Origin of the sequence: Bacteroides sp. Marseille-P3684 (assembly GCF_900291465.1) — a bacterium.
Lineage (GTDB): Bacteria > Bacteroidota > Bacteroidia > Bacteroidales > Bacteroidaceae > Phocaeicola_A.
Genome location: NZ_LT985808.1, coordinates 352,631 through 377,867 on the forward strand (window position 1 = coordinate 352,631; position 25,237 = coordinate 377,867).

Below are 25,237 nucleotides of genomic sequence, written 5' to 3' on the forward strand. Positions count from 1 at the left end.
GGGCAACCGACTGCCGGTATTTCCTTATCCCAATCGCATGAAAAAGACTTTTCTCTCACATTGGATGGCCGCACTGGCTATCCCTGCTGCACTCATGCTCTACACCTCGTGCAGCAAGGACGACGACATCGTCGACACCCCACCCACTCCGACCGAAGACCCTACTCCCGCAGAGCCTGCGAACCCCGACCCGCATGCCGGCCATCGCGCCGAGGGCTTCTGGATTGTCAACGAAGACTGGTTCGGGCACGACAACGGCACGGTGAACCGCTTCAAGCGCACCGGATACACCACCCTCGAACCTGTCTACCGGGCTTACCGGGCAGCCAATGACGGGGAGACCTTCGGCGTGACCACCCAGTTCGGTGCCATCTGGGGCGACAACTTCTACTTCACCTCCAAGCAGGGCAACCGCCTCGTGGTGGCTGATGCCCGGACACTGAAGAAGAAAGCCGTCTTCACGGAAATCGGAGGAGACGGACGCGTCTTCGTGGGACTGACCGACCGGAAAGCCTACGTGGGACACAACCGGGGCATCGCCGTGTTCGACATCCCCTCCCTCACTATCACCCGTCAGCTGGAGGGCATCAGCAGCCAGACCGGCGACATGCGCCTGGCAGCCGGCAAGGTGTTCGTGGTGACACAGAAGGAAGGCTTGTGCGTGGTCGACCCCGTGACCGACCAGGTGCTCCAACGCATCGACGGGAAGTTCTACGCACTGACCCGCAGCCTCGACGGACGCATCTGGGTGGCGGGGAAGGACGGCTTCCTCGTCATCAACCCCGAGACCATGCAACAGACCACACGCCCCTACCCCGACGAAGCCGCCATCGGCAGTCCGTGGGGAGCATGGAGGGCAGGCAGCCTCTGCGCCTCGACCCATCACAACGTGCTCTACTGGATTGGTGGCGGCGGCATGGTCAGCAGCGGCAGCACACTGTACAAATATGAGGTGGACAGCGGGACAGCCAAGCCTGTCTTCGAGACCGGACAGACCGAGAAGGGCGATGAGCTGATGTTCTACGGCACCGGCGTCCGTGTAGACCCCTGGACCGACGAGCTGGTGGTGACACTGACACAAAGCGGCTATGGCGTGAACTATGCCTACAACTGGGTGTGCGTGCTCGATGCCGACGGCAAGGAGGTGCTCCGTCTGCCGCTCAAGGGCGACAACGGGCTGGGCTCGGAGTGGAGCACCGTGAACAAGCAGGAGAACTGGGACGACAAGTACTTCTGGTTCCCCGCACTGCCCGTGTTCGAGGATGCCTGCAAGCCGGAGTTCACCGCCGACAACATGGGACTGACGGCAGGCCACAGCGGAGAGTTCGACCTGAACGACTACGTGAAGGATGACGACAACATGCCGCTCGACATGCAGTTCAGCGTGCAGACCCCGGCGGACTTCCCCGCCAAGCTGACCGTGGACGGACACCGTCTGAAAGTAGAAGCAGGGAGCCGGAAGGGCACCTTCACGTTCACGCTCGTAGTCCTCTCGAACGGCGTCCGTGCCGAGAAGGAGATAAAGCTGAACGTCGGCTGATGCCACTCCCCACACCACAACGGGGAAACAGATAAACAAAGAACGGGCGTGTGTCTGTGTGCATGAAAGCACTACGACACACGCCCGTTCCGGCATTACCGGCCACCCGGAGGAACAAGCTCCGTCCGGTGTCCGTCAAAGTATCTCGTCGATGCGGTCGGCAGTGGGACGTGCCACGACTGCCTTGTCGCCCTTGATGACGATGGGACGTTCGATGAGGCGGGGATTCTCCACCATCACGCGAATCAGCTCGTCCTCGCTCAGCTTCAGCCCGGCGAAGCGTTCCTTCCAGAGCGCCTCTCCCGTGCGGACAATGCTCTTGGCAGGTACACCCAGCTTACGCAGGACGTCGCGCAGTTGTTCCTCGGTGACACTCCCGTCGAGGTAGTTCACCACATTCAGTTCTTCACCCTTCTCCTTGAGATAGGTCATGGCAGCACAGCTCTTGCTGCACCGCGGATTGTGAAAAATGGTAATCATAGTGCGTCTAGGTTTTATGAGTGAAACGTCAGCGGCAAAGATACGCATAAGTCGGCAAACTGCCACACTCCCATCTCATTTGACCAGGTATTTCTCCATGCCGGGCGAATACTCGGTGCGGTAGGCACCCGTACTGTCGGCGTAGATGAAGAAGTACTCCAGCTCGGGATGCCGTGCCTGGAGCGCCTTGGCTCCCTCCCGTCCCAGCGCCATGCATGCCGTGGCATAGGCGTCGGCTACGATGCAGTCCCGCGCGATGATGGTCGCACTCAGGATGTCGCCCCCGGCGGGATATCCGGTCTTGGGATTGATGGTGTGGGCGTACTTCTTGCCGTCCTTGATGTAGAAGTTGCGGTAGTCGCCCGAGGTGGCAAGTCCTACGCGCTCGCCCAGCTCGATGACCTGCTCGATGTCCGTATTCAGCTGCGTGGAGTCGTCGACGGGACGGTTGATGCCGATGTGCCAGGGCAACCCCTTGGCATTCCTTCCCTTGGCGGTCATTTCGCCGCCGATGTCCACGAGATAGTCTTCGACACCGAGGCTGTCGAGGCGTGCGGCAATCAGGTCGCAGATGCACCCGTCGCCCACTGCGGAGAAGTTGAGCAGGAGGCGCGGGTCGTCCTTCACCACCCGGTTGCCTTCCAGGCGTACCTTCTCATAGCCCACGAAGGTCTTCAGGCTGTCAATCATTGCAGGCGTGACCTCCCCCATGTTCTTGAAGCCGAAGCCCCAGGCATTGATGAGCGGAGCGCAGGTGATGTCGAACATGCCGTCGGTCTGCCGCGACACCTCCTCCGCCACCCGGAAGGCATGGATGAAGATGGAGTCGACCTCCATGTTGCGGTTGGTGTTGACGGCGCTGACGATCGAGAGCGAGTCGAAGGGGTTGAGCGAATGGTAGAAACGGCTGATTTCACCCCGTATCTCGTCGTCCAGCGTACGGTCGTAGTTGTAGGTGATGCGATAGTAAGTGTGGGTGTGTCCTTCGGTGACACGGTACTGCCGCGGCGGTGTGCAGGCACACACGGCTATCAGCAGCAGAAGGGATGCAAGTAGTTTCATTGGAACGATTCTGATTGGGTTCAATAACAGTGGTCGGCGGCAATTCTTCCGCTTATCCGTGGTAAAGGTAGGCAGATTCTGAGACGCAGGCAAACGGACGGCGGAATATTGCGCCTCAACGGGCGGATTCCTGCACTTCCTGACGCAGGAAAGCCGTGATGTCGCCGCCGTCGGGGACACCCAGCTTCTTGCGGACATCCGTCTTGCACTTGTGGACGGAGAAGACACTCTGCATCCACACACCGGCTATCTCGTCGGTACGGAAGCCGGCCGTCAACAGGCAGCAGAGCTGCACCTCCTTCTCCGTGAGCGAAGGGTAGAGGCGGACGAGCTGCGTGTAGCACCCGTCGAAGAGGAAATCGATGTGGCGGTAGAACAGGTCCCAACGGGTAAACGGGGCATCGGCATCCTCCGATGGGGCAGAACGGTCGGACGCCTGCTTCGTCTCCTGTCCCTTCTCCTGACGGAGGCTCCGCCGCGCCATCAGCTCCCTGAAGAGCTGCAAGTCGCAGCGGACCAGTTCCTTCATCTCCTCGCTTGCCGTCTCGAAGCGTTCCCGTTCACCGACGCTTTGCCGGAGCGATGCATGGCGGTGCCTCTCCCGTCGATATCGCCACGTCTGCACCACAAGCCCGGCAAGGAGCAACACTGCCACAACCGCCGTCAGGTAAAGGAGAAGGACGGACCGACGCCCGGCTTCCTGCTCTTCATGCTGACGGGCATACTCGCTGACAGCACCGTCGAGCGTATGCCGGGCAAGCTTTGTCACCAGGTGCTCGTACGCCTCAATCAGACAGCGACCGGAAGCCGACGCCCCTTCGGTATCACCTTCCTTCCCGGCGAGGTCGGTGCAGAGCCGGTAATAGTCGATGAGTGCATGGTCGGACACACCGGGGACACGGCAGGCTGCCGCGAGGTCGCAGTGACGGCGCGCCGTTTCAAGGCTGTCCATGCGGAAGGCACAGGTGGCGAGCATCGTGTGGCAGCGGAACAGGTGGAGGGTGTCGCGTTCGGCAGCCAGTGACTTGCGGAAGTCGGTGGCTGCATCCCCGAAGCGTCCGAGACGGAAGTCCGCCATGCCCAGCAACCGGTGGATGTCGGCATAGCGCAAGTGGTGTTCCGAGGTCTCACGGGCAAGCGGAAGGAGCAGACGGAGTGCCGCTCCGGGCTGTCCGGTGTAAAGCTCGCTACGTGCAAGGAGCATCCGTGTGTGGGGGTCCAGCTCGACCTCGGGAACGGAGGAGATGCATCCTTTCGCAGTCTCCTGATAGCGGGCAAAACGGACGAGGTCTCCCTCGCGACGGTACATGTCACCCAGGTAGCTGTAGAGGTAGAAGAGCCACACGGGGTCATTGACCGCCTCCGCCAAGTCTATGGAGCGCTGGATGATGTCCAGCTCGCCCCGCAGGTCGTTGTTGCGCCGGTGGATGTCGGCGAGCAGGTAGAGCGTCTCGAGCTGTTGCTGTGCCTTGCGGGCGGAACGGAAGATGGCAAGGCACTGTTCCAGCCGTTCCCTGTCGGGGACAGTTCCATAGACGGTATAGACCTGTGCCAGCGTGCGGACGAGAAAATCGGTAGCCGAGGCTTCATCGGTGATGGGACGGTCGGCAAGGGAGTCCTTTGTCATGCGGACGAGCAACAGTTCGGGATTGTTTTCGAGGATGAGCACCTTGTCATCGAAGGCGGGATCGTCCTTGAACGGACGTCGGTCACACCCGATTCCCACGAAGAGGAGTGCGACCAGCAGGGAGAGCGGGAAAAGAGTTTGTTTCATGGCGCAAGGTTTAGGAGTTTCCGCCACAAAAGAAACCAAAAGTCACGGGATTGGCAAGGGACAGGATGTTAAAAGTAAAAGCCAGACACTGTTTTCGGCAACCCGCCCCGCCACATCCAATTTCTAGTAGAGCATATTCAGGTCGTAACCGAACACGGTCTTTTCGCCCTTCCTGACGCAGGAAAAAGCTTCTTCATAAGGGGACGCATTTCCAATCTATCTGTTCCTCCTGAACGGTTTATTGTCCTTCACATAAGCACCCTCACACAGAATTGGAACGCCATAGTCTCCTTCGGAATAATAATCCTTGAAGATTGTCTGTATATCCGTATGCAGGTCAAACAGCTGGTTAGCATCCCATTGCGCAGTATCCGACCATATTCGCCTACTGACCGTTGACCGACGGAAAACCTCTTGCTGCTCAAGAGTCAGGTCCTTCCCTTCCAGCCTGTTTCTCCAAGCATCCTGCAAAGAGCTGAAGCCAGCTTCACTCTCCACCATCAACAAGGCGGCTCTTCCATACGTCAAGGAACGCACGTAGACCGGATTCTTCCCGGTCTGCCCTTTCATCGCTTCCCAGAAAGAGACGTTATCGGGAATATCCATAGTCACCTTAAAACGACGCGACAGGACCAGTACCAACATCCGGCTTTTCACGACCTGTATGTTTTTCGTCCCTTCTGGAGAGTTGTATTCCGAATAAAAGACTTCCACAGGTCCCCCAAGGCTGTCTGTCCTGACAAAGTCCTTGTATTCTTCCGAATGAATCAGGCTCTTCAAATATCTCCGATAGTTCATGGACTGACGGCCATTCGAAATACAATGTCCGACGTATGGTTGGGGGAAATCCGTCCGTAAAGTGAGGGACATCTCCGGATAGGGAATATTGTTTTCAAAGCCAGCCCCGAAATCAGCCTCCGGAAAAACATTCCCCACCCAAACCCTATCGGGCCAGTCTGCCATAAAGACCGAAGCAGAATCAGCTCCTTCTCCACAGAGTCCATTTACAGAGAAAGGATATTCCCATTCCTCGTCAGATTTTACTTCCGGACGTACCTGGACATCATCCCGTTGTCCGTCAGGCAACCGTTCCCAATTTGGTTCATCTGAACATGACCCGATGAACATTGCCATCCCAGGCAGCATCATCGCATAAACAAAGTTCCTTAATCTCCTAAGAAGAATCGTCTTCTTCATTACATTCTCATGGTTTGTTGTTCAGGCAAAGTTAAGACGGACAAACCGAAAAAGCGGTTGGTAAGGGCAAATAAATACTTTGTAATGCGAATTTTTATTTCTCTGATTATAAGAGAGATACGTAGAAATTACTTTGTAAAGCCAGAAAATCACTTTGTAAAGCAAAAAAACGATGATGTACAAGGGTGCTTTTTACGGCAAAAAACACCCTTCAAATGCATCATAAAATCAGACATATTTGCACCCCGTGCTTCCACCACTTGGTGTTTTTGTGGCATTTCACTTGGTGTTTTTGCGGCATTTCACTTGGTGTTTTTGCGGTAATGCGTCAAACGACACTGAATTCACCAGCTCTGATAACACGAGGTCACTATAAGGATTGAGAAGAAAATCAATCGGCATTCCCTTGTTGGACCGGGCGACCAGACCGGTCGCCCCTACATTTTTTGATTGATTGGACGGAATTGGGCATCGCCGAACCGATGGCACAACTATATGGGGTGGACATATTCCATCGGTAATACCGTAAATGCATGCAAACGAATGTAGGGGCGACCGGTCGGGTCGCCCGGCCCAATGCAACGCCCAATAAACATTCAACAACCATTCAAACAATATTCGACAACCGTTCAAACGCATTCCGCAGGGTTCCATTGTCCATCACCATGTATGAATGCGGGAAAACAATCAGGATTGGACCGGGCGCGTTTGACAAAATGTCAAATGAAGGGCTCTACAGGGGCAATGCTTACGCCAAAGGACGAGTGAGCGCGCAAAGAAAGGATTCTGGAGCGTTTCGCAAAATACACATTGATGCAGATAGGGGGATTTTCCTGTTATTTGGATAGGGAAGATTTAGAGGGAGCAGCCTCATGCATAGGAGATACACTCAACCGCACTCTTTTTACTAGTTTCAAAATCAGTCTCCCGTTCCACCTTCTGGAAGACGAAACCCGTAATTCAAGCACTTCGTTCTCCGAATATTTGACTTCGACACCTCAAACAATATTGATTGGAGGCGGAAACTATATTGTTTCATGTCTCAAACAATATAGTTTGGCTCGCGAAACAATATTGTTGCGGGCACGTTTTGTCCATATTCCGAGAACGGAATGTATAGTTTTCTAAAATCAAAGGCTGATTCCGCGATTTTCGGTAACATCTGTTAGCAGTTGGCTTCTGGTTTGAGCGGAATTGGGAAAGTACGCGTTAGCGCAAAAGTGGCTTTTGAAGGACTTTGTCAAGCATTTCGCGGGAATTGGTTGCATGCTGATACAGGGGCAGAGCGTACATAAGAAATAATGCGTGCACGGCATCACTGCCCCACACGCATTGTACTTTTCACCCACATTTTTGGAATGTAAAGGAAAGATGCCGGACGAGCCGGCTCCTAACTAGATAGAAATATAAGCCTAATGTTATAACTGATCCTTGGTTGTATATGTTTGAATAAGTCTTTCTTTTATTCTTCTGTTTTGACGATGCAAAGGTAGTGAGCGGCAGGGGGTCCGGCTGTGTAGATTTGCATTTTCTTGTGGGTAGATTTGGGTCAAATGCCCGAAATCCACTTTGCATAGCGGTCGAGGACGCGTTGCGGGGCATTGGTGTACCACGCATAGCCGCCACGGCGTTCCTTTTCAATCTCGGCAAGGGTGGCATGTTTCACCCCGTCGCGTCCGCAGAAGAAGGGCTTGCCGGTTTCGAGGTCGTAGAAACGTGCCCAGAGGACATTGCCCGGGGCGGAGACAACACGGGCGTCGCCCTTGGGACTGCCGTCCGGAACGCGTTCCACCCGGATGTCCTTCACGGCATGGGTCTCAAACCACGCCACGGCTCCCTTGACAGCTGCGACAATCTCGGGCGAAGGATGGGGAATCGACATGAGCAACGCCACGATGGAGGCGGACTCGGCACCACTGAACGAAGCCAGTTCGTAGGCACGTGCAGGAGCCGGGGCAAAGGTATGTTCATCGTGCTGGGCACACCAGACCGTCGGCTTGCCGTCGACACGGATCTGGGTCTTGAGGATGCAGCCGATGCCTTTGTCAAACGAGGCGCGTGCCTGTGCCCGGGTGGCGTCGTCGAGCTTCAGGGCGTCATAGGGGCTGCGTCCGTCGGCAATGTCGCGCAGCTGACGGAGGACGTTGACCATGGCATCGTCGTTATAAGTAATGTGTGAGGCGTAGTTCACCGCTGTCCGTTCGGGGTAGAACTGGGGCCAGCCCCCGTTGTCATACTGTGCCTCAAAGAGGTAGCGGAGTCCACGGAGGAAGCCTTCGCGGTAACGGTCCTCACCGCTATGGGCATAGACCCGCGCCAGGAAACGCATCTCGGTGGTGGTGGCACCGTTGTCGATGGTTGAACCGACGCCCGTGCGGTTCACCTTGGCAAGCTCTTCGGCGGAGAGCAGGTGGTGGTAGGGGATGTTCTTCTGCCAGCCTCCGCTCTCCATCTGACGGGCAAGGAGCTGGTCGGCAATGGCGCGTGCCTGCTGTCCGCCATACCACTCGTCGGGCATGCGGTCGGCTACTTTTTTCCAGGAGAAATCCCGGATGTTGGGACTGTCTTGTGCCTGCACGGGCAGCAGCCAGGCGAACAGGCAACAGAGGAGGGAAAGGATTTGTGCTTTCATATACGTTGGTCATTAAGCATCCAAAGTCATTTGCATTTACAAAAATACATTAATATCGCAGGCAAAATGGGGTATTTTTGTGTTTTTTATGTGTAGATTTGTGGACAAACACATCTAAAGACACCGACGAGGCTGTGCCTGCACAGCGCGGTACTCATCCTGCGGGAGCAGGGGATGCGGGTGAAACCGGTTTAGTTGTTTCCAAGTTGCCGACGGCAGGTATCCGCGTCCCGTTTCCGCCGGAATGGGTCCGGCACGGCTTCCCGACAACTACTCATCCCCATGAGACGACTGTTAACCTTCCTGCTCCTGACCTTGTCCGTCCTTGCCGGCACGATGCCTGCCGGTGCACAAGGTTCCTACGTCCCCACCCTCTATGATACCACCAACGGACTGCCTCAGCAGACCATCAACGTCACCATCCAGGACAAGCAGGGCTACCTGTGGTTCGGCACCTCGAACGGGTTCAGCCGCTTCGACGGGGCGCACTTCACCAACTACCGCCTGGAGGACAGCGACAGCATCGGGATTGCCAACAACCTCATCACCTCGCTGCGGGAGGACAGCCGCCGCTACATCTGGCTCACCAACGACAACCGGAGGACCGTCCGCTTCAATCCCTACACGCGCCGGTTCTTCCCCCTGCCCGACTCGCTGGGAACGGTCAAGAGTCTCCAGCTCCTGCCCAACGGCGACATCTGGCTTCACCTGGACAACGGACGGCTGGTACGTGCCCGCTACGGCGAGGGCGAACAGCTCGACTATGAGACGGTGCTCGACTATCCGCCGGGCGACGACACGGACATTGTCATGGTCTCGAACGACCGCGAGCACCACGTCTGGATTCTCTCCCGACGGGAGTTCCTCGACTATGACGAGCAGACGGGCAAGCTCACCCGCCATCCCCTGGGGACGAACGACCGCTACTACAGCATGCGCAAGCGGCTCAACCTGTTCCAGATAGGCAGCGACCACGGCAAGGTCTACATCTACCGCAACAGGGAGCGGCAGCACTCGCTCATCCGCCTTGCCACGACGGACAACATCGTCCGCATCAAGGCATACACCGACACGAAGTCGCTCTACATGACCGGGAGCGACGGCTTCTTCCTCCACGACCTGGAGTCGGGGCGGGCACTCCACTACTCCGCCTCACAGCCTGTCCCGCGACGGCTGGAGAGCAACCACATCGGCGACTGCTACGTCGACCAGGACAAGAACATCTGGGTGACCTACCTCGACAACTCGTTCATCACTTGCCTGGAGCCGGACAAGGAGAGCCAGCGCCGCTTCCGTCTGCTGGACCGCCACCGCCGCACCATCGACACACGCAACAAAATCTCCATCTTCGAGGACCGCAACCAGCGCATCTGGTTCTATGCACCCGACAAGGCGCTCAACTACTATGACATGGAGAACCACGAGCTGTTCCCCCTCATCCTGCCTGCCACCCAGGGCATGCCCGACTTCACCGAACCGTCCTCCCTCTATGTCGACAAGCAGCGCAACCTCTGGCTGGGCAGGGCGAACAAGGGCGTGCTGAAGCTCACGTTCAAGAGCAACCATTTCGACCTGCTCTCGCCCGACCCCACCGACCTCTACAGCAACGACAACCGTACGCGCGGACTCTGTGCCGACAGCCGGGGCAACCTGTGGATGGGGGCACAGGACAGCACCATCCATCTCTTCGACACACGCACGCGCCGCTTCCGGGGCTACTTCTCCGCACAGGGGACCATCACGCCGCAGCGGAGTCCCGTCGGACGTGCCAACGCCATCCTGGAGGACCGGGAAGGGAACATCTGGATAGGCACCGACGGGAGCGGTCTCTTCAAGGCGACACCACTCGCCGGCGGGCGTTACCGGGTGGAGCGGTTTGTCCACCGGACGGACGACCCGGCATCGCTCAGCGACAACCGCGTGACCTTCCTGCTGGAGGACAGCAACGGACGCATCTGGGTCGGCACGGCAGGGAGCGGACTCAACGCCGTCGGACGCGGGGCGGAGGGGCAGACCGTCTTCTTCCACCCGGGGCACCGGCTGACGCACTATCCTACCGCCTTCCGCCAGATACGCTGCCTGTGCGAAGACGGACGGGGACGCATCTGGATTGCCACGACACAGGGGCTGCTGCGCTTCCGTCCCGAACAGAACGCGCCCGAGTCGGTCGTCTTTGAGGACCTGCATACGCTGGCGGCAAAACGGGGCGCCTTCAACACCAACTCCGTCTTCTTCATCTACCGTTCCGGAGACGGCACGCTCAACCTCGCCACCTTCGGCAAGGGGCTCTTCCGCCTCTCTCCCGACGGGATCCTCGCGAACTACACCACGCGCGACGGGCTGCCCTCCGACGTGCTCTACACGATGCAGGAGGACGGCAACGGCTGCCTGTGGCTCGCCACGGAGGGCGGACTGTGCAAGTTCGACCCGCAGGCACGGACGTTCGACACCTTCGACGACCGCTTCTTCCCCTCTCCCCTCACCTTCTCGGACAACGACGCTGCCGACGACGGGCACGGCAGGCTCATCTTCGCCACCGACCGCGGACTGCTCGCCTTCCGTCCGGGTGACATCGAGAAGGACACGTTCAAGCCCAACATCGTGCTGACCGCCTTCTCGGCAAACGACAGTCCCGTGACCGACGCCAACGGACAGCCCTACACCTTCGGCAACAGCCGGACGGTGACGCTCAGCCACGACCGCAACTCGTTCAACCTCCTCTTCCGGGCACTCGACATGAACTTCCCCGACCGCCTGCAATACGCCTACAAGCTCGACGGCTTCGACGACTGGCACTATGTGGGCAACGAGCCGAAGGCGGTCTACACGAACATCCCGCCGGGCGACTACACCTTCCGCGTGCGCTCCACGAACAGCGACGGACGCTGGATGGACAACGAGAGCTGCCTCCACATCCGTGTGCTGCCCTCGTTCTGGGGCTCGCCGGGAGGCATCGCGCTCGCCATCGTCCTCTTCCTTGCCGCGACGACGGGAGCCGGCGCCATCGTGCTGGGACACTACAAGCTGAAGCAGCGCATGCTCCTCGAGCAGAAGCTCGCCAAGGTGAAGACCGACTTCTTCACGAACATCGTCCACGAGATGCGTACGCCGTTCACCCTCGTCGTGTCGCCGTTGGAGAACGTCCTCGAACAGCCGGGGCTCTCGCCCCAGGTGCGCCAGAACCTGGAAATCATGCAGAAGAACACCCGCCGCAGCATCCGCCTCATCAACCAGATACTCGACTTCCAGAAGGTGACCAGCGGCAAGATGCACCTGACGGTGCGCCGCGTGGAGCTGCGCGCCTTCTTCGAACAGCTCCTGCGCTCGTTCGCCGGACTTGCCGAGAGCGAGGACACACGGCTTGAACTGCAGATGGAGGCTCCCTCGCTCACGGTCTGGGCGGACGCCGACAAGCTGGAAAGCGTCTTCTTCAACCTCCTTTCAAACGCCTTCAAGTACTCCCCGCGCGGGAAACGCATCACGGTCGCCGTCGAGGAGCACGGGGAACACATCACCGTCCGTGTCATCGACCAGGGCTACGGCATCCCCGAGGAACGGCAACCCCACCTCTTCGACCGCTTCGAGAGCTTCGTGCAGCGGCAGGCGTCCCGTGTGCCGACGACGGGCATCGGACTGTCGCTCATCAAGGAGCTGGTCGAGCTGCACCACGGACACATCAGCGTGACCAGCAGCGTGAACAACGGCTCGACCTTCACCGTGGAGCTGCCCAAGGGCAGGGACCACTTCGGCCCCGACACGGAGTTCATCCTCGAGGACGGCGATGACACCGACGAGCCGACGGCACCCGCTTCCGACACGTCCGGAGAGGACACCGACGCCACCCGTCCGCTCCTGCTCATCGTCGAGGACAATGCCGAGCTGCGCGGCTTCCTCGAGTCCACCTTCTCGAACGGCTACCGCACCCTGACGGCAGCCAACGGCGAGGAGGGCTTCCTCCGTGCGGTGAGCCACAACCCGGACCTCGTCATCAGCGACATCCACATGCCGGTGCTCAGCGGGACGGAGATGTTCAAGATGCTCCGCCGCAATCCCGCCACCAGCCACATCCCGGTCATCCTGCTGACCAACGAGTCGAGTGCCGAGGGCGAGGTGGAGAGCCTCAACCTGGGCGTGGAGGCATACGTCCCGAAGCCGTTCAGCTCGAAGGTGCTCCGGGCACAGGCGGACAACATCGTCCGTGGCAGACGCCGCCTGCAGGAACTGTACCGCTCGCAGTTCATCTATCCCGAGACGGACGCCACCCCCGGCGACACCGCTTCCGACAGTGCACTGCCCCCGGCCGAACAGGCATTCATCGACCGGATGACCGAACACATCGGCTCGCACCTCGGCTCGCCCGAGCTGAACGTGGAGAGCCTGGCGCGCGAGATGGGCGTCAGCCGCTCGGTGCTGTTCAAGAAGACAAAGGCGCTCACAGGACTGTCGCCCGTGGAGCTGATACGCGACCTGCGCTTCCGCAAAGCCGCCGAACTGCTGGAGACGGGCAACCAGACGATGACGGAGATAGCCTTCCTCACCGGCTTCTACGACTCACACTACTTCAGCAAGTGCTTCAAGCAGGTCTACGGCATGTCCCCGTCGGAGTACCGGAAGATGAAGAACGAGGAAGCACGCTCCTGATACTCACGGGGTGCGGGAGAGACACGATACAAGCCGGGGATAGATGGACCTAAGTATAATACTTAGACCCCCTAAGTATAATACTTAGGCTGCCAAAGTATAATACTTTGGTCTGTCTATCCCCGGCTTGTTGCCTGCTTGTCCCCGGCTTGGACGAGCCTCAGGGCACATGCACAGAGAGAGGGTGTACCAAGGATGAGCGTCGGCTCACCTTGATACACCCTCTCTTTATAAGTTTAGCTGTGTTCGCCGGGTGGCGGAATCAGCGTGTTATTTCCCTTCCAGGCTCTGGAGGAGCTGTCCCATCATCATGATGGTCGACGGCTTCAGACCGGGGAGAATCGAACGGATGTACTTGGCTCCTTCTGCCAGCAGCGCCTTGTCGGTCGTGGCAGCGGGGAAGAGACGCGAGAAGTTGAGCAACACGAGGTTGAAGTCGTTCTCGTTCATCTCGGGCTGCTTCTCCTTCAGCAGGGCAAAGTAGGCAGCCTTGTCGCCCTGGGCATAGCACTCGATGAGGGCGAAGAGCGGGGCATACGGATAGGTCTTGTCCAGTCCGCAGTCGATGATGGACTGCTTCAGGGCACCGTAGGCGGCAGCGTCATACTTCCCTTCGGCAAACTGGAAGCCGGAGAGGTAGCTCACCAGCCCGGCGTGATAGAGCTTCTGGGCGTGCTCCTCGGCACGGGCACGGACGGCGGGGTCGAACTCGCTGCGGTGTGCCACGAGGAAGTCTGCCTTCGGGTCATCGAGACGGATGGTGTAGCGCGAGAAGAGGAAGAAGTTCTCGGGAGCGAGCCGCTGTGCGTCCGTCAGCGAATCAAAGTAGGCGTTGACGATGCGGAAGCCTTCCTCCTCCTTGCCTTCCTCCATGAAGTGGAAGGCATAGGCGTTGACCAGTTCGGGGGTACGTTCGCCGGCATCGTAGCGCTTCTTCATGGCTTCGGGCGAAAGCTCGGGGTTGAGTTCGCTCTCAATCTTCGAGATGAAGTTGTCGGCGGTCATGGAGCCCTTGATGTCGAGCTTCACCTTCTTGTCCGTGTCGAGCACGAGGAAGGTCGGGTATGCCTTCACCTGGTAGGTGGCGGCGTCCGCCTTGCCCTCCTTCTCGGCATTGAGCTTGATGCAGACGAAACGGGCGTTGAAGTAGTCGCCCACCTTCTTCTGCGGGAAGACGGTGTTCGCCATCACGCGGCAGGGGCCGCACCAGTCAGTGTAGAAGTCGACGAACACGAGCTTGTTTTCCTTCTTTGCCTGCTCCACTGCCTGGTCGAGCGTGAGCGGACGGAAGTTTGTCTGTGCCAGGCCGGGGATGGCCAGCAAGGCAGTAAAGAGAGTGATGAATAGTTTTTTCATTGTCGTTGAGTTGTTATCAATAATATCCTGATTCGTCGGCAAGGTCACCGGCGCTCTTCCACTGGATGCCCTTCACGGTGGAGTTGATTTCCCATACCATGTCCTCATCCTCCTCAAACGGGATGTCGTTCGGGTCGGACGGGATGGTGAACCAGCTGAGAGTGCTCTTGCCGTCGCCGGCGGAGACAGCGATGTAGAACTTGTTGCGGGCGGTAGTCGACTCGGCATCGCGGTCGAGGAGGATGATTTCGCTGCCGTAGTCCTTCAGCAGGCGGCCGATGTTGCGCTCCAGGTCGTACCCGTAGAGCTTCGAACCCACGGCATAGACCATCTCGGTCTCGTCGTCGGAGAAGGCATAGTGGCTCGCCTGTGCAAAGTCGGTAGCCACGCTCTGGTCAATCTCCGTGCTGAACCACTGGACGGGAGCAGTAGTGCTCGACGGCTTGAACGAATAGGCGTACCACTTGTTCTGGTCGTCAGTCAGGACCACGTACGAGTAGCCGGCGTTGCCGTTCTGTCCGAAGACGAGGCGGCGGTTGTCGGGATACTTGCTCTGGTCCCACTCGAAGGCTGCACTTGCGCTCGCCTGGAGCTTCCGGCAGTAGGTCGCGCTCGTCGGGCTGTTGCTGTTCGGACCGACGAAAGCCTGGCTGTCCATGTCATAGAAGATGACGTTGAGGAAGAGCGACGACATGTAGGCTCCGTTAACCACGAATGCCAGCCGGTAGGGCGTGAACAGTTCGGTGCTCGTGTTGCTGTAGCGGTTGATGGGGTTACCGAAAATCTGGTCGTTCGACATCATCGAGGTGACGTAGATGGCGTCGTCGGTGATGTATCCGCGCTTGGAGTCACCCCGGCAACCGTAGCTGGCGTCATAGCGGGGGAACATGTCGATGACACGCATCGGGCGCTTCACGTCGAAGGTGGTCAGCATCTTCGAGTCAAGCGTGTTGTCCTCGAGCAGCTCGAAGTAGGAGCCGTTGGTCAGCGAGTACGACTGGTCGGCGGCGGTCAGCCACAGGTTCTGGTATTCGCCGTAGCGCGTCTGTCCGATGAAGACGAGCGACTCGGGCTCTCTGATGTTGGGGTCGGTGAAGACGTCCTCCAGCAGGATGGTGTCTTCCGCCATCGTGGTAATCATGTCCATCTTGACCGTGCCGTCGGTGTTCTCGCCGAGCACGAGGTAACCCGTCGTCATCTGGGAGAGGACGGCGAGCGAGCTTCGCTGGATGGTCTTCAGTCCCGTCTCCAGGTCGGTCACCTCCAGATAGAGCGTGTAGCTGCCCGGCAGCAGGGAGCCGTCGGCAACGTAGTCGAACTCGCGTTCCTCGCTCAGGTCTATCGTCTCGGACGCCATGCTCGACAGGTTGGTGATAATCTTCACATACCAGTGGTAAGCGTAGCGCGAGGGCTCGTTGGTCTCCGCCATCGTTCCGGTGACATCGGCAGAGATGTGTACGGGGTCACCCGCGAGATAGGCTACGTAGCCGTCTTCGTTACTCAGTGTAATCTCCACCTCGTTGATGGGCGAAAGGGTGTAGCTGCCCTTGTCGTCGACACACGAGGCAAGGCTGGCAGCGGCTGCCAGCAAGCAGGGATAAATATAGTTCTTCATAATCGTTTCTTAGTTAATCAAGGACAACATCGCCCGGCATGGAGCTTTCATCCCAAGGCACATTGCTAAACCACATGAGCGTCCCGTCGGCGTCCGTGATGGGGTTCCCGGCACGGAACTGCTCCACGAGGTAGTTCGAGACAATCTCGTTGATGATGTTCTGCATGATGAAGGGCACGGTCACCAGTGCGCTGAAATCGTCGTAGGTCACGTCGGGGTAAAGGCGGAGGACCAGCTCCATCTTCTCACGCGAGAACTCTCCGAAGTTCAACGGCCAGATGGTCGGCTTGGTCATGATGTCGGAGATGAAGATGTTGTGCACGCGGGGGTCGGGGTTGTTGTAGAAGTCCGTCATGCCCTCGGTGTAGCGTCCCGGAATCTCCGTGATGTAGGTGAACGGCAGGTCGAAATACTCGTTGGGCACGAGCGTCAGCTGCAGCTGTACCGTCTCCTCTGCCACGCGGTCGGAGCGCAGGATGGTCACGTTGACAAGGCCCGAGGTCTCTCCCGCCTTGATGACACACTGCTCGGAGAGGTCCTTGTATTCCTGGTCTGCCACAGCCGTCGTGCTGTCGGCAACCACTGCCACATTGAACACACGGTCGTAGTCGCGTGCCTCGCCCACGGCATTCACCTTCAGGCTCAGCGTCGTATCGGTAGCACTTTCGGGCATGGAAACGAAGCGCACCCAGGTGTAGAGCTGGTGTGCCCACATGTCCGGATTGGTGAAGTGGGGCACGTTGGTGTACTGCACGTCAAAGTAAAGCCCGTCTTTTCCCTCATAGGCAGGCATGTCCTTCTCACACGCCGCGAACGAAGCCAATCCCAACAGGCAGCAAAGTGTATAAATCAGTTTCTTCATATTCGTCGTTCTTAATGGTTAGTTACGCAAGTCTTCTTCGTCGCTCGGCAGCGGTATGACATAGCTGTCCACGCTCATGGAGGCGGAACCGCTCGCTGACGTTCCGGAGATAATCGAGGTCATGCCCAGTCGCTTGTAGTAGAAGAACAGTTGTCCTTCGCCCACGACCTCACGGGCAAATTCGCGGGTGATGAGCTCCTGCTTGTTGTCGGGAGTCACGTCGAGGGAGACGGCACCGCGCACGTTGCGCACCGTGTTGATGAGCGTGGCAGCCTCGGTGATGTCGTCCGTACATTCGGCAGCGATGAGGTACATCTCGCTCTTGCGGATGAGCGGGGTCATGTAGCGGTAGGTCAGTGTGTCACCGCTCTCCGAGCTGACGCTGAAGTCCTGGAACTTCACGAGGCAGATGGCGTTGTCGCCCGAGGTCTCTCCCTCCTGGAAGCTCCACATGCGACGGCGGATGTCGTTGGTGTCGTCGTAGAACGAGGCAAGCTTCGAGTCGCTGCCGGTCTCCGACGAGCCGACGAAGCAGAGGCGGTTGTTGGCATTCACCGACGCGCTGAAGTAGTTGTCATAGAGGTTGTCGCGGCTCATGTTGTAGAGGCTGAACATCACCTCGTCAGAGAACACATAGTCGGGACGGGAGTTCTCGATGGTCGCCTGGACGGTGGTGCGGTCCATCCACGGGAAGACGTCGAGCTGCTCGGTCTCGCTCTTGGCGATGACCTCGTTCTTGGCAATGTCGTATGCCGTCGCCTTGTCCCCCTTCCACAGGTAGGCACGTGCCCGGAGCGCCTGCACGGCGTAGTAGTTCAGGCGGAGCTGGCGGTAGGACCAGTCGTAGCTGTCCAGTCCGTCGTCGCTCAACACGCCGTCCTTCACACCTTCGGTCAGGACGGGGTCGCACTCCTTCAACAGCTCGGCGGCTGCGTCGAGGTCGCGGATAACCCGGTTGAGGAACTCTTCGGCTGAAATCAGGGGCTGCACGGTGCGGCGGCTGTCCTCCTGATAGGGCAGGCACTCCTGCGAAGCCGTCGCGTCGGAATAGATGGGGCCGTAGAAGCGCAGCAGGTCAAAGTGCATCATGCCGCGCAGGGCGAGCGCCTCACCCTTCACCAACGGATAGTAGCGGTCCAGGATGGCGGCATCCGGCTCGTCGCACTTCTCCAGCAGGAGGTTTACGTTGGCAATGAGCGAGTACATGTTGCTCCACAGGGAGTTCGACGCGTTGTCGAAGTTGGTGTCGGTGTAGTTGTAGCCGCTCCAGTAATAGTAGTTGTGCTGGTTGATGACGTTGGGCACGTTGTAGTACTGCGCCATGATGTCGATGCCGACCATGCCCAGCGTACCGCCGTAGAGCGACGAGTTGTTGAGCGACGAGTAGACACCGTTGAGCGCGGTGAGGAAGCCTTCGTTCGTGGAAAAGAGGGTGGTCTCCAGGATGCTGTCTTCCATGTCCACCTCAAGCCAGTCGGAGCAGGACGAAGTCGACACGGACAGGGTGCCAGCCACGAACAGACATTTGATGATATTCTTGTAGTTCATATTGATTCACTGGTTTTAGGGGTTAAAAGCTAAGGCCCAACGACATCATCACCGAGCGCTGGAAGGGGTAGTCCAGACCGCGCTCTTCCTTGATGGTCGACAGGTAGAAGAGGTCGTTCATCGACAGGCGGACGTTGAAGGAAGAGGCACCGATGGTCTTCAGCCAGGGAGCCGTCTGGTTCTCATAGCCGAAGGAGAGCGTGGTGAGCTTCAGCGTGTTCTCGTCCTCGATGAAGCGGCTCGTCATGTGCGACTCCGAGAGGTCGTCGATGCGCTTGAACTTGGCATGGTCGCCGGGCTTCTGCCAACGGCCGTAGTAGGCACGCTTGTCCTGGTTGTACATCAGGTCAGACTCGGAGATGTTCTCCACCTTGTCAAACAGCGTCTGGCGGAAGGCCTGTCCGCCGTAGCGGTAGGAGAAGATGAGGTTCATCGAGAAGCCCTTCCAGTATGCCGAGGTGCCGAAGGTGCCTTCCACGTCGGGCGTGGTGTCACCGCAGACAACCTCGTCGGCAGTGTCCCACTCGAAGGTGTAGCTTCCGTCTTTCTTGATAAAGACCTCGTTACCGGTCATCGGGTCGATACCTGCCGAACGCACCGCCCACAACGCCGTGGGGCTGGCGCCGTCGTAGTAACGGCGGAGGGTGTACGCTTCTTCGTCACGGCCCTGTTCGTTGAGGTACTCCAGGTAGTTGCCCATGTCGTCGTAGCTGGTCTTCACGTGGTTCATGTTGGCAGTGAGGCTCCAGTTGTAGTCGTTGCCACGGAGCACGAAGTAGGTTGCCTGCCAGGTGAAGCCCTCGTTGTGCATCGTTCCGATGTTCATCGGGCTGGTTGTCGTACCGGTCGAGGGAGGCAGGGAGATGGAGAGCAGCAACGGGTCAGTCGTCTTCGTGAAGTAGTCGAAGGTGAAGCGCAGGCGGTCGTCCATGAAAGCCAGGTCGATACCGATGTTCTGGTCGAGCGTACGCTGCCATTCGAGGTCCTTGTTACCCCACTGTCTGATGAGTGCGGCAAGACCGAAGGGGTTCTGGAACGCCGTGTAATAGTTGTAGACCGTGTTGGCACGCTTGGCGTCGAGGTTGCTGTTACCGGGGTTACCGAGTGAGTAGCGGAGCTTCATGTAGCTGATTACGTCCGATTCGGCAAGGAACTTCTCGTTGTGCACGTTCCATCCCAGACCGAAGGACCAGGTGGTCGAGAAGGGGTTGTTGATGCCGAACACCGAAGCACCGTCGGTACGGAGGTTCAAGTCGACTAGGTAACGCATGTCGTAGCCGTAGTTCAAGTTGAAGTAGTAGCTTGCCGTACGCGACTTCACCACCGTGGAGCTGGGCTTGCCACCGTCGGGGTAACCCATCGAGAAGTTCGGGTTGGAATACTGGTCGGACATGTAGCCCAGGGCGGAGAAGGCCTCCGCGTCGGAGTTGGACTCGGTGAACTGCATACCGCCGATCAGGTTGAGCATGTGGTTGCCGAAGGTGCGTCCGTAGGTCAGGTCGAGAGTACCGTCATAGGACGTGTCACGCGAGCTGTTCTTCGCATACGTTCCGCGCTCCAGGCGGTCGGTCTCGGCGAACATTGTCTCTTCGGGCGAATGGAAGACGGTCGACTCGTTCTGCGCGATGGTCACACCGAAGCGGCCACGCAGGCGCAGTTCTTCCAGGATGCGCCACTCGACCTGGAAGTTGTTGTTCAGCGAGAAGGTATTCGTCCGGTTGTAGCTCTTCTGGTTGAAGTCCCACAAGGGGTTGTAGGCGTACTCATAGCCGCTCAGGGTTGCCGTACGCTCGAAGTACTTGGTGATCTCACCGTTCTCGTTGTATTTCGAATAGTAGGGGTTGGCGTTGACGAAGTTGCGGAATGCCACCGGCTCGGTGTCGCTCGTGTTGTAGTTGAGGTTCGTATTGTTCGAGAACGAGAGGCGGTCCACACGGTAGGTCAGGCGGATGTTTCCGTTGAGCGCATCCTTGCCCGAACCCTTCATGACACCCTGCGTGTTGCTGTAGTTCACGCCCACACCGTAGAGGAAGGCTGAGTCACCGCCGTCGACGTAGATGTTGTGCGTCTGGGTGAAGGCGGTGCGCAGCGGCTCATTGAGCCAGTAGGAGTCGAGTCCCTGCTCGACCAGCTTGAGGCGGTTGTAGTAAATCTGGCGCTGGTCCTCGTCGATGATTTCGCCGTTCGCATCGAGGTTGTAGTCACCCGAGGCATAGCGTCCGGCAAGCTTCTCGTAGGCGAGCTTCTCGCGTGCGTTCATCATGTTATAGTCCGTCAGGTCCGCCCATGCCACCTGGTAGTTGCCGCTGTAGGAGAAGCGCAGCTTGCCCGGCTCGGGCTTCACCGTCTCGACTACCACAACGCCGTTGGCTGCCTTCGAACCGTAGATGGCGGTGGAGGCGGCATCCTTCAGGATGGTGATGCTTGCCACGCGGTCGATGTTGAGGTTGGTGATGGTCGTCAGGTCGCTCTCGAAACCGTCGAGGATGAAGAGCGGCTGGTTGGGGTCATATTCGTAGTCCGACTCCAGGTCGGTCAGGTTCGTCGTACCGCGGATGCTGATGTCCAGCGTGGCGTTCGGGTCCGCACCGCGGAGGTTGTTGTCCGTGATGACGAACGCCGGGTCGAGTGCCTGGAGGCTCTGGAGCACGTTCAGGTTTCCGACTTGCTTGAGTTCCTTGTTCGTGTAGGTCGCCATGGAGCCGGTGAAGCTCTCGGCATTACGGGTGTAGATACCCGTCACGACGGCTTCCTTCAGGTTGACCGCGTCCGACTCCAGGCGGACGGTAATGTCCTTGGTAATGCCCTTCACACGCACGGTCTGCGTCTTCATGCCGATGTAGGAGAACACGAGGTTGTGTACGCTCTCGGGGACAGAGATTTCAAAACGTCCGTTGACGTCGGTAGTCACGCCCATGCCTTTGCTGTGGGGGAGCGTCACGCTGACGCCCGGCAACGGGGCATCGGTGTCGTCGATGACTACGCCCCTGTAAATGACTTTCTTCTCCGGTGTCTGGCTCTCCGTTGTCTGTTGTTTACCTCCTCCCGCGGGAGTCTGCGCCATCGCGGGAAGCGCTGAAGCCACCAACAAGGCCATGGCGAGGCAACCGGGCTTCACGGCATGCGACCAATGTTGGGAGAAGAAGCTTCGTGATGAATGAGTTGTTAAGGCGAACTTTTTCATGCTAGTCTTCATTTGTTATTTTAGTTAGACCGATGTAGGCTCAAGCTTTCATACGGCCCTTGTGTTTGTGCGTGTGTCTGTGTTGGGCAGGAAGCGGAAGACTCTCTCGAAACCGGCTCGGGAAATATCCGTAGAAACGCGTCTGCGGACCGGTAAAAAGATGTTCCTTCTTTATAAACTGTTTTTATATCTATTTCTACATAAATAATATACAGTTTATATTCATTAATCTTCTAGCGGCGACAAAGATAGCGATTCAAGAATAAAAAACAATAGTTTACTTTATATTTCAAAATAAACTTACTCACAAAAGTTAGAAACCGCAACCATTTGTCATCCCGGGTGAGCAAAAGTGACACTGCCGCCGCAGCCGTCGTCCGCCGGACACAAATAAAGCGGGTGGCATCCCCGGATACGGAATACCGTACCAGGGTGCCACCCGCGTCTTATTCTAAGAGATCTAGCTAAGTCGTGAAATGCGCTTAATAGGCGTGGTCATCGTTCTTCAGCTCCTCGCGCGTGATGGGCTTGCGCTCCAGGGCACGCCAGGCATAGAAGATATACGCCAGCACGAAGGGGATGAGGATGGACACGTACGCCATCACTTCCAGCGTGAAGGGGCTGGAGCAGCTGTTGGCGATGGTGAGCGAGCTTTGCAGGTCTGCCACTGAAGGATAGTAGGCAGTGTTGTTGTAGCCTGCGCAGAGCAACAGGGCGGTCACCGTGAGCACCGTGCCGATGCCGGCGAACCAGATGCTCTGACGGGGCGTCCGTGAGAACACGCCCTTGACGATGCCCCACAGCACCAGCACCACTCCCACGAGGAACACTGCCAGCACGGCAGGCATCGCGAGGAAGTTGTTCAGGTACTTCAGCGGCTCCATGTAGACTTCCTGGGTCGTGGGGTCCACGGCGAAGCCTGCGCTGACGAGTGTCCGGATGACGAAAGCCAGGAAGAACACCAGGAAGGCGAGCGCGTCGCCGAACAGACGGCGGCGGCAACGGGCGATGACGGTGTCGTCAGCAATACGGTTGAGGAAGTAGAGTCCGCCAAGGACACGCGAGAGGTAGTAGACGGCGATGCCGAGCACCCAGTTCCAGATGTTGAACAGGATGTCGATGCCATGCCATCCGTTCGCCCAGCGGCTGATGACGGGCATGGAGAGGTCGCTCATGTTGCCCTTGTCGACGATGAAGTTCGAGCCCGTGAAGAAGGTAGCGACGGCGGCACCGAGCAACAACGGACCCAGGATGCCGTTGAGCACGAGGAAGCACTGGTAGGTCTTCTTGCCGAGCAGGTTGCCCAGGCTCGCCTGGAACTCATAGGACACCGCCTGGAGCACGAAGCTGAACAGGATAATCATCCACGCCCAGTAGGCACCGCCGAAGCTGGTGCTGTAGAACAGGGGGAAGGAAGCGAAGAAGGCGCCGCCGAAAGTGACCAGTGTGGTGAAGGTGAACTCCCACTTACGGCCCGTGGCATTGATGAGCAATGCACGCTCTTCGTCGGTTTTGCCCAACTGGAAAATCAGGGAGTTGCCGCCCTGGACAAAGAGCAGGAACACCAGCAGTCCGCCCAACAGGGAGATGAGGAACCACCAATAATGTTGAAGTAAGCTATATGTTTCCATTGATATTGTTTGATTGGACAACCGGGCACCGGCGGCAGGTCCTGCGGGGACCAATCAGGTGCCGGAGCCGGCTGAACGGTTTGTAGATATGTGTGTGAATACTCAGTCTTCCATGCCCTCCGGACCCTTGCGGATGATGCGCAGCGAAATGCCGATGCCGGCAATCAGCAGGATGGTGAACACGGCGAGGAAGAGGAAGAAGGTGGTCTGCACGGAGTAGGTCGGTACCGACGAGATGGCGGCATTCACCGGCAGAAGGTCCTGAATCGCCCACGGCTGGCGTCCGGTCTCTGCCACTATCCAGCCTGCCTGTCCGGCGAGATGGCCCAGGATGATGGTGAAGAGGGCAATCCACTGCATCCAGCGCATGGAGGCAAGACGGTTCTTATAGGCGAGGAAGAGCACCACGGCAAAGAACAGGATGAAGTAGCATCCCAGACCCACCATGACACGGAAGGCGTAGAAGTTGAGGGGCACGTTGGGCACCAGCTCGGCGGGCTCGTTGATGTAGCCGTAGCCCAGGTATTTCACATTGCTCTGCAGACGGGGCAGGATGGAGTCTGCCGCCTGCTGGTCGCCGTTCTGCTTGGCAGTACGGTAGGCGTCGAGTGCGCTGAGAGCTTCGCGTCCGGCAGCCATCTTCTCGGCAGCCGAGAGAGCCACCGTCCCGTCGGGCTGGGTGTATCCGCCGGCAATGACCTCGTTGATGCCGGGGACATAGCCGTCCAGGCTGCGGGTGGAGAGGAAGGACAGCGCGTAGGGTATCTTGATTTCGAAGAGGAAGGGTTCCTTGCCGTCGTCATAACGTTCCTTCGCGGGATTGAGCAGACCGATGGCGGTGAGTCCCTGCTCCGTGCCGCCATTGTAGAGTCCCTCGATGGCAGCCAGCTTCATGGGCTGCTTCTGTGCCACGTGATAGCCCGAGGTGTCGCCCGTGAATGCCACTACCAGCGCGGAGAAGAGTCCGAAGGCGGAAGCAATCTTGATGCTCGACAACGCCATGCGCTCGTGGCGCTTCTTCAGCAGGAACCAGCAGGAGATGCCGACGACAAACACGGCGCCGAGCACCCAGCCGCTCAACACGGTGTGGCAGAACTTGACCACAGCCACGTCAGAGAACGCCACTTCCCAGAAGCTGCCTGCGGACTGCATCTCGTTGCGCATCGTGTCGGGGTTGAACGTCATGCCCACCGGGTTCTGCATCCATGAGTTTGCCACCAGAATCCACCAGGCGGAGATGGCGGCACCGGCACCCGTCAGCCACGTCGAGACAAGGTGGAGACGTTTGCTCACGCGTCCCCATCCGAAGAACATGATGGCGACAAAGGTGGCTTCGAGGAAGAAGGCGAGGATGCCCTCGATGGCAAGCGGCGCTCCGAAGATATCGCCCACAAACCAGGAGTAGTTGCTCCAGTTGGTTCCGAACTCAAACTCCAGAATCAGTCCCGTAGCGACACCGATGACGAAGTTGATGCCGAAGAGTTTCATCCAGAACTTGGTCGTGTGTTTCCAGAACTCATTGCCCGTTCTGACATAGAGTGTTTCCATGATGCCCATCAGCAATGCCAGCCCCAATGTGAGTGGCACGAACAGCCAGTGGTACATCGCCGTCAGGGCGAACTGCGCCCGTGACCAGTCGATCAGAGAAGTGTTGATTTGTTCTAACATGCTTAATGAAAGATTAGGTTAAACTTATTGTTGGAACAAAAATAAGT

General features: G+C 58.2%; 14 protein-coding genes. 2 read left to right on the forward strand and 12 right to left on the reverse strand.

The genetic code is table 11. The features are described from left to right. Positions 1-37: 37 nt before the first annotated feature. Positions 38-1,540 carry a DUF5074 domain-containing protein gene (locus tag C8275_RS01460; protein WP_106483795.1) on the forward strand — a complete coding sequence of 501 codons (1,503 nt, stop codon included), beginning with the start codon at positions 38-40 and terminating at the stop codon, positions 1,538-1,540. A 135-nt stretch (positions 1,541-1,675) separates the two neighbouring features. Here the strand turns inward: C8275_RS01460 and arsC are convergent, their stop codons facing one another. The 5 genes from arsC to pelA all read right to left on the reverse strand — a co-directional run bounded on the left by arsC (position 1,676) and on the right by pelA (position 8,685). After that, positions 1,676-2,020, reverse strand: coding sequence for an arsenate reductase (glutaredoxin) (arsC, locus tag C8275_RS01465; protein WP_022385805.1), 345 nt, complete (start codon positions 2,018-2,020; stop codon positions 1,676-1,678). Positions 2,021-2,095: 75 nt separating this feature from the next. After that, positions 2,096-3,082 (reverse strand): FAD:protein FMN transferase, encoded by a 987-nt coding sequence (locus C8275_RS01470; RefSeq protein WP_106483796.1) that lies wholly within the window; start codon positions 3,080-3,082, stop codon positions 2,096-2,098. Between the two features lie 115 nt (positions 3,083-3,197). Then, positions 3,198-4,856 (reverse strand): hypothetical protein, encoded by a 1,659-nt coding sequence (locus C8275_RS01475; RefSeq protein WP_106483797.1) that lies wholly within the window; start codon positions 4,854-4,856, stop codon positions 3,198-3,200. Between the two features lie 216 nt (positions 4,857-5,072). Further along, on the reverse strand, positions 5,073-6,053 hold the full coding sequence (locus C8275_RS01480; RefSeq protein ID WP_106483798.1) for a hypothetical protein: 981 nt from the start codon (positions 6,051-6,053) through the stop codon (positions 5,073-5,075). Between the two features lie 1,549 nt (positions 6,054-7,602). Further along, the gene (gene pelA / locus C8275_RS01490; RefSeq protein WP_106483800.1) at positions 7,603-8,685 is read right to left on the reverse strand and encodes a pectate lyase; all 1,083 of its coding nucleotides are present in this window, start codon (positions 8,683-8,685) and stop codon (positions 7,603-7,605) included. Positions 8,686-8,967: 282 nt separating this feature from the next. Here pelA and C8275_RS01495 point away from each other — a divergent pair, with 282 nt between their 5' ends. Next, complete coding sequence (locus C8275_RS01495) at positions 8,968-13,326, forward strand: hybrid sensor histidine kinase/response regulator transcription factor (protein ID WP_106483801.1); 4,359 nt, start codon at positions 8,968-8,970, stop codon at positions 13,324-13,326. A gap of 270 nt (positions 13,327-13,596) precedes the next feature. Here C8275_RS01495 and C8275_RS01500 read toward each other — a convergent pair whose 3' ends face one another. From C8275_RS01500 to C8275_RS01530, 7 genes are all read right to left on the reverse strand, one after another. Further along, positions 13,597-14,682 carry a thioredoxin domain-containing protein gene (locus tag C8275_RS01500; RefSeq protein WP_022383904.1) on the reverse strand — a complete coding sequence of 362 codons (1,086 nt, stop codon included), beginning with the start codon at positions 14,680-14,682 and terminating at the stop codon, positions 13,597-13,599. Positions 14,683-14,698: 16 nt separating this feature from the next. Further along, complete coding sequence (locus tag C8275_RS01505; RefSeq protein WP_106483802.1) at positions 14,699-16,297, reverse strand: PKD-like family lipoprotein; 1,599 nt, start codon at positions 16,295-16,297, stop codon at positions 14,699-14,701. Positions 16,298-16,310: 13 nt separating this feature from the next. After that, positions 16,311-17,159, reverse strand: a complete 849-nt coding sequence (locus C8275_RS01510; RefSeq protein ID WP_106483803.1) for a DUF4843 domain-containing protein — start codon at positions 17,157-17,159, stop codon at positions 16,311-16,313. Between the two features lie 18 nt (positions 17,160-17,177). After that, positions 17,178-18,707 carry a RagB/SusD family nutrient uptake outer membrane protein gene (locus C8275_RS01515; protein ID WP_106483804.1) on the reverse strand — a complete coding sequence of 510 codons (1,530 nt, stop codon included), beginning with the start codon at positions 18,705-18,707 and terminating at the stop codon, positions 17,178-17,180. A gap of 22 nt (positions 18,708-18,729) precedes the next feature. Next, a complete protein-coding gene (locus tag C8275_RS01520) occupies positions 18,730-21,891 on the reverse strand; it encodes a SusC/RagA family TonB-linked outer membrane protein (protein ID WP_199881837.1) in 3,162 nt (1,053 codons plus the stop codon). A 482-nt stretch (positions 21,892-22,373) separates the two neighbouring features. Beyond that, the gene (locus C8275_RS01525) at positions 22,374-23,522 is read right to left on the reverse strand and encodes a cytochrome d ubiquinol oxidase subunit II (RefSeq protein ID WP_022383899.1); all 1,149 of its coding nucleotides are present in this window, start codon (positions 23,520-23,522) and stop codon (positions 22,374-22,376) included. A gap of 102 nt (positions 23,523-23,624) precedes the next feature. Continuing rightward, positions 23,625-25,190: a cytochrome ubiquinol oxidase subunit I gene (locus C8275_RS01530; protein ID WP_022383898.1), complete on the reverse strand. Its 1,566-nt coding sequence runs from the start codon at positions 25,188-25,190 to the stop codon at positions 23,625-23,627. Positions 25,191-25,237: the final 47 nt, after the last annotated feature.